Origin of the sequence: Vibrio sp. GLN_1, assembly GCF_043106015.1 — a bacterium.
Taxonomy (GTDB): Bacteria; Pseudomonadota; Gammaproteobacteria; order Enterobacterales; family Vibrionaceae; genus Vibrio; species Vibrio parahaemolyticus.
In genome coordinates this window covers 159,122-172,416 of record NZ_JBICMD010000014.1, presented here as the reverse complement: position 1 = coordinate 172,416, position 13,295 = coordinate 159,122, and the positions used below count along the sequence as shown (strand labels likewise).

General features: G+C 44.9%; 10 protein-coding genes. 2 read left to right on the top strand and 8 right to left on the bottom strand.

The genetic code is table 11. The features are described 5' to 3' along the window. Positions 1 to 110: 110 nt before the first annotated feature. Positions 111 to 737 carry a sugar O-acetyltransferase gene (locus ACF8OV_RS05700; protein ID WP_025633213.1) on the top strand — a complete coding sequence of 209 codons (627 nt, stop codon included), beginning with the start codon at positions 111 to 113 and terminating at the stop codon, positions 735 to 737. A gap of 80 nt (positions 738 to 817) precedes the next feature. On the opposite strand, the gene ACF8OV_RS05695 is transcribed toward ACF8OV_RS05700, so the two are convergent. The 7 genes from ACF8OV_RS05695 to metA form a co-directional block, all read right to left on the bottom strand. Then, positions 818 to 1,906 carry a hypothetical protein gene (locus ACF8OV_RS05695; RefSeq protein ID WP_025541686.1) on the bottom strand — a complete coding sequence of 363 codons (1,089 nt, stop codon included), beginning with the start codon at positions 1,904 to 1,906 and terminating at the stop codon, positions 818 to 820. A 1-nt stretch (position 1,907) separates the two neighbouring features. Continuing rightward, positions 1,908 to 2,387: a hypothetical protein gene (locus ACF8OV_RS05690; protein WP_005485695.1), complete on the bottom strand. Its 480-nt coding sequence runs from the start codon at positions 2,385 to 2,387 to the stop codon at positions 1,908 to 1,910. 11 nt (positions 2,388 to 2,398) lie between these two features. Then, complete coding sequence (locus ACF8OV_RS05685; RefSeq protein WP_317676158.1) at positions 2,399 to 5,554, bottom strand: response regulator; 3,156 nt, start codon at positions 5,552 to 5,554, stop codon at positions 2,399 to 2,401. A gap of 174 nt (positions 5,555 to 5,728) precedes the next feature. Next, on the bottom strand, positions 5,729 to 7,888 hold the full coding sequence (locus tag ACF8OV_RS05680) for a GGDEF domain-containing phosphodiesterase (RefSeq protein WP_069536645.1): 2,160 nt from the start codon (positions 7,886 to 7,888) through the stop codon (positions 5,729 to 5,731). Further along, positions 7,888 to 8,817 carry a phosphate/phosphite/phosphonate ABC transporter substrate-binding protein gene (locus ACF8OV_RS05675; RefSeq protein WP_053314242.1) on the bottom strand — a complete coding sequence of 310 codons (930 nt, stop codon included), beginning with the start codon at positions 8,815 to 8,817 and terminating at the stop codon, positions 7,888 to 7,890. The genes ACF8OV_RS05680 and ACF8OV_RS05675 overlap by 1 nt, the downstream gene beginning before the upstream one ends. A gap of 330 nt (positions 8,818 to 9,147) precedes the next feature. Beyond that, complete coding sequence (gene pilW / locus ACF8OV_RS05670; protein ID WP_005477819.1) at positions 9,148 to 9,873, bottom strand: type IV pilus biogenesis/stability protein PilW; 726 nt, start codon at positions 9,871 to 9,873, stop codon at positions 9,148 to 9,150. Between the two features lie 149 nt (positions 9,874 to 10,022). Continuing rightward, the gene (gene metA, locus ACF8OV_RS05665; protein WP_005464332.1) at positions 10,023 to 10,964 is read right to left on the bottom strand and encodes a homoserine O-succinyltransferase; all 942 of its coding nucleotides are present in this window, start codon (positions 10,962 to 10,964) and stop codon (positions 10,023 to 10,025) included. Positions 10,965 to 11,341: 377 nt separating this feature from the next. On the opposite strand from metA, the gene ACF8OV_RS05660 reads away from it, so the two are divergent. Continuing rightward, on the top strand, positions 11,342 to 11,701 hold the full coding sequence (locus ACF8OV_RS05660) for a hypothetical protein (RefSeq protein WP_317676159.1): 360 nt from the start codon (positions 11,342 to 11,344) through the stop codon (positions 11,699 to 11,701). A 112-nt stretch (positions 11,702 to 11,813) separates the two neighbouring features. Here ACF8OV_RS05660 and ACF8OV_RS05655 read toward each other — a convergent pair whose 3' ends face one another. Further along, a complete protein-coding gene (locus ACF8OV_RS05655) occupies positions 11,814 to 13,241 on the bottom strand; it encodes an APC family permease (RefSeq protein WP_025504372.1) in 1,428 nt (475 codons plus the stop codon). Between the last annotated feature and the right edge of the window lie 54 nt (positions 13,242 to 13,295).

Sequence of the window (13,295 nt, the reverse complement as noted above, 5' to 3'; positions counted from 1 at the left end):
AATTTTGTTCATGCAAGGTCTGCTAGTTTCTACAAGACATACTCCGGTCTGTCTACTGTGATTGGTTATTGTAAGACCGAAGGTAATAGAACGTTAAATGAGATGGATACATGGACCGACAATCAATGCTGCATAGTCAGAAGATTTATTTTTGTACTGACGAAGAACTCGCAAAACAGCAAACGCAATGCCTAGAGATTCTCTATGACTACAACCAAACGCGACCTTCAGAGGGCGAAAAACGTGGTGAAATTCTTCAGCGTTTACTTGGGGCTGTGGGCGATAACTGTTATTTAGAGCCACCGCTTCGAGCAAACTGGGGGCGTCATACTTATCTGGGTGATAATGTGTACGCCAACTTCAATCTTACACTTGTCGATGACACCTATATTTATATCGGCAATTCCGTGATGATTGGCCCGAATGTGACGATTGCGACAGCAGGACATCCTATAGAGCCAGATTTACGTCGGGAAGTTGCTCAGTTCAATATTCCTGTTCATATCGAAGACAATGTTTGGATTGGCGCAAACTCAGTGGTGTTACCGGGTGTGACGATTGGTGAAAACTCGGTTATTGGTGCAGGGAGCGTTGTGACCAAAGATATTCCAAGTAATGTCGTTGCGGTGGGAAACCCTTGTCGTGTGCTACGTGAAATCGGCGAGCATGACCGAGAGTTTTACTTCAAGGAGCGTAAAGTCGAGGGCAATGTCTATAGCGACCAAGAAGAGGCTTAACGCTGGGCACATGAAGCGATAGATAGAAACAAGAAAAGGCAGATTGGACCATCCAATCTGCCTTTGTTTGTATTGAGTAGCTAAAAGACGAAATTCAACATTACCGTGTAGAGGTTGGCATTGGTATCGGCTGGTGGGAGAGAAAACGCGCCAGAGTCGTTGTTGAAGGCTTTAAAGTGTTGCCATTCGGCATTCACTGACACGTTGTAATCCACGTCAAACCTTAACCCTGTAAGGACGCTGTCACCGGTCTTCTTTTCGTTGTCGTCAAACTGCTGGCCATAAACCACGTAAGGGGTGAACTTGTTTAGGTTGTAGCTGGCTGCGGCGTACCACGAGGTCGAGATATCGCTGGTTTGTCCTTCTGCTGTGACGGTTATACGGTCAAACTCATATTTTGCACCCAGTGAAAACAGCTGGATGTGTTGGTCTTCATCTTTCAGCCGTATTGTTCCCGCCGCGCTGCCTTGGCCAGGTATGGGCTGCATGGCGTTAGAAAGTACGGTGGTTTGATCGTACTCGGCATTCAAATACGCAAAGTTCCAACGGTAGTTATCACCGCTTAACGTCAAGTTAAGCCCTGCTGAGTAGTTGGTGTCTATACTAATGTCCGTATCTTCACTGATGGTAACGTCGCTGCTGTAACCGTAGCCCACAAACGGCATTGCCGTGATCATCACATTCTCATTAAGGTCGTAGTTCCATCTAACGGATAGGCCATCATACGCCGTAATCCCGAGAATGCTGTCATACACTTCGTTCGGCGGTCTGGCGGTGGTAAACGCTTGTCCCACATAGTTGTATTCAGAAATAAGGAATACAGGCAAACGCAATCGACCACCACGAATTTCGACGTTGTTATAGGTGTAAGCTAGGTAAGCCCATTCTACTTTGGGTTCACTCCAATGATCTTGCGGTCGCTTGACGACTTGAACAGAAGCACGAAAAGCTTGATAGAAGTAATCAAGTTGGAGGCCGAATGTGGTGTCGCAATCGAAACAGCTGTCATCATCAATAAATCGATTCACGAGCAATGAAGTTTCGTTGTCGGACTGCGCCCAAGCAATGGAGCCAAACCCGCTAAGCGATAAGTTATCGGTCAGTTCTACTGTTGCTAAGCTCGGAAAAGCGACACTGCTAATAAGTACTGCGAGGAGCGATCTCTTCATTTCATTTCTCCGAACTGACGACATAAAGAACATGAGCATCCGACGGCAACGAGTCGACGGGGGCATAGCCAATGCGATTAGGTTGTTCTCGCATCCACGCTAACAAGATTTCAATACTGGGTTGATCAATTACTTTGGGTGGACGCGCCTTGCCTGAAAACGAAAGGCTGGCCCAATGCGCATTCATTTGAGCCAAGTTTTTATTAAGCAGGTAGCGATAGAACTCCGTTCGTTCAACGGACGTCTCTGGCCAATCAGAGAGTTCAATTCGTTGGCCTTGTAATAGTCTGGTTTTGCCTCGGTAGAGCTTCCTCGCTTTATTAATGGTCAACGCGTCAAACTGAGCGTTAAGTGAGAAAATGGCGTAACTTTCTGCGGCAAATGCCTGATGGCTCCAAGGCAACAAAAATATAAGCAGCAAACAAGCGGAGACCAGTAGTCGCAGCGCTCGTTGATTATGAGGGGGGAGAATCATGCTCATGTGTGGCTCGCCTACATTACGTTTTCGATTTGATGCAACAGTTTCTCCTTTCTCACTGGTTTAGGCACATAAGCGTCCATCCCGGAGTCAAAACAGCGTTGAATATCGTCGTCGACCACACTGGCTGTTAGCGCGATGATCGGCGTTTTTTCGAGTCCTAAGCTTGCTTCATAAGCGCGGATCTGTTTCGTTGCTTCGAAACCATCCATCACTGGCATCATGCAGTCCATTAAAATGATGTCGAAGCCACCATCGCGCTGGAACATCTCCACTGCGATCTGGCCATTTTCCGCGACTTCAAACTGATAGCCAGCCTTGCTTAAAAGTAAAGAAGCAACTTTTTGATTCACTCGGTTATCTTCCACCAATAGAATCCGTTCACGTCGCATTGGCGCAGCACTTAACGCCTCACCAACGCGTTGTTTAAATTCGGGTTCTTCAAAAGCGGGCAAGTTTGATTGGTTGAGCTTTGTCGACGCAGTTACGGGAAGTCGCAACCCAACGGCTTTATCAAGTTTCTCTTTAAGCAAATCTGCCTTAAACGGTTTTGGTACGTAGTCGTCCATGCCGACGTCAAAACACTTTTGAATATCGTCATCAACAACGCTTGCTGTTAACGCGATGATAGGAATGCGGAACGTTCGATTTTCTTTCAGCTCTATTTGTCGGATCTGTTTTGTTGCCTCAAACCCATCCATCACCGGCATCATGCAGTCCATCAAAATCAGACAGTATTGGGATGTTCTGAACATGTCGACCGCTTCCTCACCATTCGCAGCGACATCAAAACTAAAGCCGGCTTTGGTGACATGCAACCCAGCAATTTTTTGGTTCACAGTATTGTCGTCTACAACGAGCACTTTGGGTAATGTTTCAAGTCGGGTTGCAGGCTGAACGACGGAAATAGATTGAGTAAATCGTTCAGCACAGCTTTCAAGCGCTTTGAGTAGACGTTGTCCTAGCAAAGGTTGAGTAATGATCGCTGCGACACGGTGACCGAAATCAAGCTGTTGGCTGTGTAGATGTTTGATTAGGCAAACTTGTACATGTTGATGTTCCAAATTTCGTATCAAATCTGTGTTCTTCACTGCGGCATCTGGCGTCGTTTCAACATAAAGAATGATGATGCGTTCTTTGTCGTTAATCCATGTTGGAAGAGCACTAAGATCATGAACAGATTGATGCACTTGAATTTGATAGAAGCTCAACTCATTACGTAGTTTTGTTTCTAGGTCACTGTCGTCACAGACGAGCCAGATTTGATTATTCACGGTATGTCGAGCACGAAAATGGGCTTGAGAAATCGGCGCTGTGAGTTGGAAGTAGAAACGGCTTCCGCGGCCTTTTTCAGATTCAAGTTGTATGCTTCCGCCCATGAGTTCGACAAGTTGCGTACTGATGGCAAGGCCTAAACCTGTTCCTCCAAATTGGCGAGTGGTGGAGTCGTCCTCCTGAGCGAATGGTGCGAAGATTCGTTTCTGTTGCTGCTCATCGATGCCGATGCCTGAGTCTTGCACGGAAAACTCGATGGCGGCTTCCGATTGATTACTTTCAAGCGTGGTAATCGAAAGCTCTACACTGCCTCGTTCCGTAAATTTAACGGCATTGGACATGAAGTTCATGATCACCTGACGCAAGCGGTGATCGTCAATGACGATGTGATAAGGCGTGTTCGGACTAATGCTGACGGTTAATTCGATGCCTTTCTCTTTTGCTTTTGGGGATACGATTGAGGCGATGTCATAAATTGATTCTCGCACGCAGGTTGAATGAGGACTTATCAGCAACATGCCGGACTCAATTTTGGAAAAATCTAACACGTCGTTAATCAGGCTGAGCAGCAATTGGGAAGACGTCTCTATTGTGTCGACGTAATCTCGCTGTGTAGCCGTCAACGGGGTGTCTGCCAGCACTTCAGAAATACCTATCACACCGTTGAGCGGAGTACGAATCTCGTGCGACATGTTCGCTAGGAAGCTACTTTTCGCTTTGCTGGCTTCAATCGCGTCGTCTTTGGCGCGCTCGGCATCTTCTTTGGCTTTGGTGAGTTTCTGCTTTGCTTGTTCTCTCTCATGACTGAGTTTTTCCACTTCTTGAGCAAACTTGCTTAACTCATCTTTGCCTTTGATGAGCTCAGAAAGTGGTGAGTCTTCGCTGTAATTTTCGCGGCTTAAAAACTCAAGAACAAGATGCAGGTTGTTGGTCACTTTACGCACCAAGCGAATGGTTAAACTGATAACAAGAATCGTCACCAACGACATGATAACAATGAATACCAACCGCTGTTGCGTGGTTGCTTTAATGGTTTGTGCGAGCTTCGTTTGCAGCTCATGTTCCATCGTATCGTCGATGTCATGAAGTAGCGCCAGTCGCGTGTTCAGCGCAGCAAGTCCAGCTCCCGTTTTAAGAGGAGATAACGCTTGTAGTTCCTCTTGGTTAAGTAACTGATCACGAAATTCTTGGCTAGTTTGAAATACCTTGTTGCTAAAGGTTTCTATCAGCAATTGGACTTGGTTCTGGTTGGCATTGAGCGCGACGAAGCGCTCTACAAGCAGCTGTTGGTTTTGAATCAGAGACTGAATCTCATCACGAACAGCCTCGTCGTAATGAAGACGCTTATTGGCTGAATAAATGAGATATTCACTCAATCGACGCTCTTCCGTCGACCAAAACATTAACCATTCCAATTGCATTAAGGAGGAAAGATGGCGATCGGTTTCGTAACTGACGTTACTAAAATAGACCTTGTCGAGATTAAGTAGGATTTGCTCAAAAGTATCTGCTCGCCATTCTGCAATATCCAGTTTTTCTTCGATATCGATTGTTGTGAACATCGAGAGGCTGGCTTCTTCAAAACTCGCAAGTAGAGGCAAAACCTCAGAATTGTCGCCAAAAACGCGGGGGGTCGTTTCTTTTAATTCTTGAATGAGCTGCGCTGTTTTGTCAGCTTTATTCGGGATGGATAGGTTATTGGGTAAATTAAACAGGTAAGAGACTTTGTCGATGTAAACAGAGAATAATTGAGCTTTTTGTAAATCTTGAGCTTGAGTCGAAAGATTATGAACGTGTTGTCCCGCCAGAAAAAACAACAAAATGATTGGCAGTAAGACAAGGCCAAACAGTTTGTGTTTTACTGACAGGTTATTCCACGAAAAAATTCCGACCACAGCGCATTTCCATATCCAAAGGGTTGATATGAAAAGTGTAGTTTATCTATTTGGGTTGTTAGCGCTGTGAGTGCAATCGGGTTTAAAAGGGGATAAAAATGTGACGTGTTTTGCAGAAAGCTTCTCATAACGCCAAGCAAGAAGCAGAGCGTTATGAGCTTTTCATGCCAGTTTTTAACCTACGATGGAAGAGGCATTGTGCTTCATTGCTTGGCTGGTGTTTTCCAGTTCTAGGAGCTGCGCCGCTGGAACAGGCTTGCCTAAGAAAAAGCCTTGTGCCACATCGCAATTTAGACGCTCGATCAGCGCCAGTTGTGTTTGGGTTTCTATACCTTCTGCCACAACTTTCATTCCGAGGTTGTGAGCCATTGAAATGATGGCGCGTACCAGAGAGTCATCTTTGTTGTCTTGCTGGGTTTGTGCGATAAACGAGCGATCGATTTTAAGCCCATCAAAGTTAACTTGTTGAAGATAGGACAGGGCAGAATAGCCAGTACCAAAATCATCTAACCAGACTTCAATACCAGTGGCTTGCAGTTTGCGCAAAACGAAGTGGGCTTTTTCTATGTCGTCCATCAAAAGTGACTCCGTCACTTCTACGTGAATGTCTGTTGCGGATACATTGTATTGCGATAAAAAGTGCTCAAATATGAGGCTAAGATCCTGACGGTAGATTTGTCGTGGGGACAAGTTCAACGCGATATGAAAATCATGGTCAAATGCTTCTGCCCATTCCGCTCTTTGCTTGATCGCGGTTTCGATCAAATGCTCACCAAGATCGAGAATCAAGTCGTTTTGTTCTGCAATCGGAATAAACTGTTCAGGGCCAATGTAACCTTTCTCGGGATGATTCCATCGCACTAAAGCTTCAACCCCAACCAACTGGTAGGTCTTAAGGTCAAATTTAGGTTGATACCAAAGCTCAAACTGAGATAAGTCGTGGATGGAGCGACTCAGTTCTCTTTCGATATAGAGTCGTTGTTTCACCGTCGCATCGAATGCGGGATCGTAAACGGACATAATGTCTTTGCCGCGACGTTTTGATTCTTGTGCGGCAAGGGATGAAAGTTGCAGCAACGAATCTGCGTTACAGCCAAACTCTGGATATACCGCAACACCAAGGCTGGTGGTTAAGCGGATATTGTGACTGTCGAGCCTCAATGGCGATAGCACTTGTCTATGAATTTGGTTGGCAATCTCGCGCGCTTCTAAGCTGTTGTTGCAAGGGAATACGACGACAAACTCATCCGCTCCAACGCGACTTGCGAGTATCCATGGTCGATAATCTGGTTCGATATAAATTGGCAGTTCCTTTCTCAATAGTGCCGAAAGGTGTACCAGTAATTTGTCCCCAACATTGTGGCCGTAGTTGTCGTTGATGTGCTTAAAATCATCCAAATCGACAAATAGGACGGCAAGCGCTGGCGTTCGCTTGGCGCTGATTTGTTCTTGAAGATCAATCAGCAGCTTTTCACGATTAGAAAGCGAAGTCAGAATGTCGTGATAGGCCATGAACTCAACACGGGTTGTGTAGGTGTTTACCTTGTTAGACATCTTGTTATAGGCAGTAATCAGCTCACCAATTTCATCTTTGCGTTGAATATCGGTAACTGGAAGTGCTTGGGTATCAAATTCCGAAAACTGTTCACTCAACTGTTTGATTGGTTTCACCAACGAGCGACCTACGGCAAACGCGAATAAGCTACCCATGAAGATAGAAATAATGCTGATTGCCAGCAGCAAAATAAACATGTTGTGTTTATCTTTAGACGTTATCGCTGCAACTTGTGCAATGTTTTGCTCTTTTTCTTCTAATAAATGGGCAAGGTTGAGCTCCAAATATACGGCTCCAAGCGTCACATCTGATTGGTGAATAGGCGCGGCAATTTCCAGTTGTTCTCTAGATAGAGCGACTTGGACACGTTCTTGTTCAATTGCCTTAAGAATAAAGTCTGAGCGGTAGTGGGGCTGAGCAAACATGGCAAGCTGAGGTGTACCATCGTGGAATACAAGTCCATCGTTATCTACAACATGGATTTTTGATACGTCCGGTTGGCTTAAGGTTGCCGTAATCTGTCCATAGACTTGGCTGATGTTATCGTTGTAAAGCGGATCAAACAGCTGCTTAGACAACAACTCCGCGTACACTAATCCTTTTTGTTTGACGTAGGATTCCGTCTTATCTTGAGAATTTTGCGTAATCTGCTGCGCGAGATTGTTTGAGTATGTGTCGTAGCCATGCATGTAAAGTACAAGGTTGACCACAACCACCAAAACAACGACGGAGATGGTCGCGAAAATGTATTTGGTTTCTAGCGAAAGTTTGTTCAGCATCAGTTTGCCTTTGGTAGCAAGTTAACAGACTTTCGAACCGTGTCGAGAGACGCTGCCATATCTGGCGTGAGTGCTGATATGCGCTTGGTATTTTGGAATACATCCAAGGCATGCAAACCTTCTGGTGAGGCATCCATTTTCAATAAAATCGATGTAATTTCATTTTGGGTCGATTGGCTCAAAGTAGGCGACGCTAAAACCAAATCACGCGGGATCTCAACCGAGTTATGGAAAATGGTCAGTTTTTCCTTCATGTTTTCTGGCAAATCTTTTGGGTTGTTCCAGTTGAAATTACTGAACGCCCCGGCGGCAACGCGCTGTTTATACACCCAAACGGATAGGTTGATTTCGTTGGATTGTTCCAAATGTTCATCCAAAAACAAATAGCCGATACGGTCTTTCGTTGGGTGATCATCTATAGAGCGAAGGTATTCTAATTTTTCGCCTTGGTTGAGCAATGTAATGGCAGGTAAGTAAAAGCTGCTGGTGGAGTTGCGACTCTCGAAAATGAGCGTTTTGCCGCGCAGATCGGCCAAGGAATGAATGCCACTGTCTTGATGGGTGAAAAATACAGAGTGGTATTTTTCGAGTCCCTTTTTCCACCTTACGGCGAGCACTTGGCTGTTAGATTCTCGTTCTAGGGTTACGGCGTTAAACGGTGTAGCTGTTGCAATTTGAACGCTGCCATTTTTGAGAGCAACTGCAAGTTGTCCATAGTTGTTGAAGACTTGTACCGACCCAGAGGTATAACCGAGGTGATTCAGTCTTCCGGATACATATTGAGCAAAGGGTGTCGCTTTTTTGATTTTACTTTTTGCTTTGTCGGAAACGATACCTACGGTAAATACGAGGTCATTGACGGGTTGAGCACTAGCAAGAAAGGGGGAGCTTAAAGAAGCAAGCAGTAAGAGTGTGCAGGCAGGTTTCATCCGGCGTCAACATCCTTGGGTATGTGTTCTTGAACGACAAGATTCATAATAAAAGCAAATTGCACTTCAACGAAGCACACAATCATTCAGTAATTATTGAGTTAGAACTCAAAAAGTGACTCGGTCACGTATCTTTCAAATAGTACCGATTTTGAATGTTAAGTACAGGAGTAATGTCGCTCTTTCAGTGACTGAAACACAAGTGAAACAGGGGATTTGTCGGCGTTCTGAGAAACAAGGCTCACTTAACTTGAACGGTGTAAGTGAGCCTGAAAATAAAATGAGAGGTTAAGCAAAGACTTATGCTGTTTGGGCTATCAGTGTGGCTAGTTATGACATGCGTTCTAACTGTTTTACGTATTTTTGCTCTAGCGCTTCATTTCCTGCCGCACGTTCTAACTCGATCATAAGTTGCAGTGACGGTTTTTTCACACCGTACATTTGATTAAATCGCATCAGTCGAATTCTTGCATCGGTAAAGTTGCCACTTTCTATTTCGAGTTTAGCCAGTTGGAGAATCGATTTTGGGCGGTGTGGGTCGTGATCGATAGCTCGCGTAAAGTAGTACTTTGCTTTGTCTTTATCTTGTGATTTCAATGCGCAGAAAGCGGCGTTTTCGTAGCTTGCAGGGATGAGGTAGTAATAAGGTTGTTCAATTGCGCGGTTAAACATTTGGTCGGCTTGTTGGAAATCACCTCGTTTACATAGAAATGTTCCGTAGTTATTGAGTACGTTGCCGTTTTTGGTGTGTTGGCGTAAAGAGCGTTTGTACATGTCTTCTGCTTTCGCATCTTCACCAACAGTTTCGTAGTAGTGTGCCATAGAAAGCTGTGCGCGGTAGTATTGTGGGGCGTGGCTCAAGGCTTGTTGCAAGTTGTCGTGCGCTCGGATCATATTGCCACCTTCGAGATAACCAAGCCCAAGAGCAATGCGAGATTCTGCCATAGCAACAGGATCGGCTTTCACGATAGGAGCGCCGTTTTCTTTTACGGTAACACAGCCTACGAGTGCAAACTGAGTCATCAACATTAGTGCACTGAGCGTTACGGTTTTCATTCTTCTTCCCCACATCCCTGAATCTGACAGCATGATATGAATTACGTAGCAAAAGCCCATTGAGGAAAAAGCACTATGCGATCAGGTTTGCAAACTGATATGAAAAAGCCGCCAGATGGCGGCTCGGTTCACAAACTTAATTCGTTGATTTAATCGTCTTTAGTGAAAGCATCTTCGCTGAAGTGATCCAGATCGTAAGGCGTTTGTTGGTATACGCAGTAGTTGAGCCAGTTCAAGAACAGCAAGTGTCCGTGGCTTCGCCAACTCGCAATGGGAGGGTTATCTGGGTTGTTGTTCGGGTAGTAATTGACCGGAATTGCCGGCTCCATCCCTTCACCCAAATCCCGAATGTACTCATTGTGAAGAGTGTGCGAGTCATACTCTGGATGGCCGGTAACAAAAACGTTTCGCTTGTCTTTGGTCGTTGCCAGATATACGCCCGCCACATCGGATGTGGCGAGAATATCTAAGTCAGTATGTTCTTCTAAAAAGTGTGGCGAAAAATCGGCATAACGCGAATGGGGCGCTAAAAACGTATCATCAAACCCGCGCAAAATAGGGTGGAATGGATTATGAATCTGGTGATGATATACACCGGAAAGCTTTTCTTTACGCGTTTTTTTCGGCAAGTCATACAACAACTTTAAGCCAGCTTGCGCCGCCCAACACACATACAACGTCGAGGTAACATGGTCTTTTGCCCATTCCATGATGGTTTTTAAATGATCCCAATAGATCACATCTTCAAATTGCACCAGACCAAGTGGCGCACCAGTGATGATAAGACCGTCGAAATTCTTCCCTTTTACCATCTCAAACTGACGGTAAAACGTATCTAAATGCTCGGTTGGTGTGTTTTTGCTTGGTCGATTATCTATGCGCAGTAGCTCGACGTTTACTTGCAATGGACTGTTTGAAAGGAGGCGAAGAAACTGCGTTTCTGTTTCGATTTTCTTGGGCATCAAATTCAGAATCAGTACTCGCAAAGGACGTATTTCTTGACTCGCGGCACGAGTTTCGCTCATTACAAAGATGTTCTCTGTCCTTAGTACATCTGAAGCAGGTAGTTGATCTGGAATTCTAATTGGCACGACTTTCTCTCCCTAAGCTTAGTCAATCTAGACGTCTATACTTCTAAAGCTAACTTAAATTAAAATGGATGTCGATACGAAATGTGACTTTAGCAAATGTTATTTCAAAACGCTGATAGCAGAAGATGGCGACGCCTATTAGATAGTATGGGAAAGGCACAGCAATGCAGCCAGCAATTGTGATTAAAACAGGGTTTCTGATGAGACGAGGTTGAAACGAGGTGACTATTATTTGATGCGCATTATGCGATCAAGTTAGTATACAAACGTGACTTGAATGTAACTTAGTCTCTAAATCGTGAGCCATACTAAAAACTATTCGCTCGCTCAACCCACGTTGTGTGCGGTATTTGGAGACATCGTCAGTGGAGGACATTATGTTCGGTATTTTTAAGAAAAAAACGAAAATTCAGAGCATTGCTCAAGAGGTTCCAAGCGTGTTGTTGCGTTCGTTTGGCGATAAAAACACTTACGTTCCCGATGAAATTGATCAGGCACTTCAAGAGCTTGGCTATGACAAACAAAAAGATCTAAATCATCATAATTACGCGTATGGCATGTTCGCAAGCGAATCATGTTACGAGCAACTAGGCCTAACCGATGAGCTTGGGAACTACGGCCATTTTCAGCGCGAAGTCGGCAAAATGCTTTTGAACACACCTGAGCCAATAGACATGCATATCTACTTCGAAATTTCTCAGCAATACCAAAGAGAAGGCAAAGGAAATACCCACTAGAGCGCGTGGGATTGCAAGCATGCTTTGCATGATTTTTAGACAAAATATGTAAAAACAAAAAGCCGCGACAGGTAACTGCCGCGGCTTTATTCTATTGCGTATTTCGGAAAAATTAGCTTGCTAAAGCTTCGATTAGTTGAGCTTGCGAGCGAACTTTTCGATTGCGATACATCACCGCCGCGATAGCTGGCAAACTGAATGCGATGAACCCCAATATGAGTGCATACGCGCCCGTTTCTGCGCTGATACCTGCTGGTACGTCGAACGACACCACGATAGTGATCATACAGCTAATTAATCCTAAACCTGCCACCAAGCTCATTCCCACTTTGCCGCCAGGGACACGAAATGGTCGTTCGATGTCTGCGTGTTTGCGTCGTGACACCAAAAAGCTAATAAAGATACACACGTACATCACCATGTATAACTGAGTCATTAAGATGTTCAGCAGCCACATACCTTGATTAACGTTTGGAACCAAAATAAACACTAAGGACAACACGCTAACGATAGCCCCTTGCAATAAGAGTAGGGCGACAGGTGCTTGGTTTTGATTTTCTTTCGACAGTGCGATTGGCATAAACTGGTCTTTCGCCGCCACATGCAGGCTCTTTGTCGGTGCAATAATCCAGTTGTTCAAGCTTGCTAGCGTGCCAAACACAATCGCCAAAGCTATCACAGGCAGCATGAACGAGAGGTTCAAATCATCAAAGAAGGTTTTGAACGCCAAGATCACACCTTCGCTTAAGCTGGCGTGATCGCTTGATACCACCGATGAAATTGACAGCGAGCAAGCTGTTAAAGAAACCAAAATCAGCGCCGTAGAAGCCAAGAGTGCTTTTGGATACGCCTTTTGTGGATTTTCTACTTCACTCGCATATGAGGTGGTAATTTCTAAACCAGTCAATGAAAGCACGACTGCGGTGAAACCTGCCCCAATTCCATCTTGAGAGAAATCGGGTAGCCAGTCAGAGACATGACTAAGGGAGATATGAGACTCACCCGGATTGGTATATGCCCAGTAACCACCCAAGCCAATGATCAGCAAAATTGGGAAAATGAGCCCTAGAGTGCCAAACACGTTTGTGATCATCGATGACAAACGTAAGCCGAATATATTTACCAATGTTAGCGCCCAAAAAATCACATTAATCATGATTAACATGAAAATATTATTCTGCGCCAGTTCTGGGAAAAATGGGTAGGCACCTGTAGCGACAATGAAAGAGATCAGAGGCGGGTAATAAACGATATTTTCCGCATATTGATACCAAACGGTCGCAAAGCCGAAGTTAGGTCCAATCGTTTCTTTTCCCCAAAGATAGACGCCACCCTGTTGAGGGTAAGTCGTGCTTAGCTCGGCACACACTAAAGCTGTGGGAATGAAAAAGCATAAACCAGCAAGTAAAAAGAAAGAGATGGCATGACTACCAAATAAGGCGGCACCCGGTATGTTTCTGATGCTATCAACGGATGTAACCGTAATCATGATCACAGAGAAAACACTGAGTTTAACAGCGGACTTGGCGATATTGCTCATTCGATACCTTTAATAAACGAGCCACGAATTCATGGTTGGAAAACCCGCGTGCTA

Coding starts and splice junctions, on each gene's coding strand:
- ACF8OV_RS05700 (WP_025633213.1), top strand. CDS start 111: ATGGACCGACAATCAATGCTGCATAGTCAGAAGATTTATTTTTGTACT.
- pilW (WP_005477819.1), bottom strand. CDS start 9,873: ATGAAAACCGTAACGCTCAGTGCACTAATGTTGATGACTCAGTTTGCA.
- ACF8OV_RS05690 (WP_005485695.1), bottom strand. CDS start 2,387: ATGAGCATGATTCTCCCCCCTCATAATCAACGAGCGCTGCGACTACTG.
- ACF8OV_RS05680 (WP_069536645.1), bottom strand. CDS start 7,888: ATGCTGAACAAACTTTCGCTAGAAACCAAATACATTTTCGCGACCATC.
- ACF8OV_RS05695 (WP_025541686.1), bottom strand. CDS start 1,906: ATGAAGAGATCGCTCCTCGCAGTACTTATTAGCAGTGTCGCTTTTCCG.
- ACF8OV_RS05675 (WP_053314242.1), bottom strand. CDS start 8,817: ATGAAACCTGCCTGCACACTCTTACTGCTTGCTTCTTTAAGCTCCCCC.
- ACF8OV_RS05660 (WP_317676159.1), top strand. CDS start 11,342: ATGTTCGGTATTTTTAAGAAAAAAACGAAAATTCAGAGCATTGCTCAA.
- ACF8OV_RS05655 (WP_025504372.1), bottom strand. CDS start 13,241: ATGAGCAATATCGCCAAGTCCGCTGTTAAACTCAGTGTTTTCTCTGTG.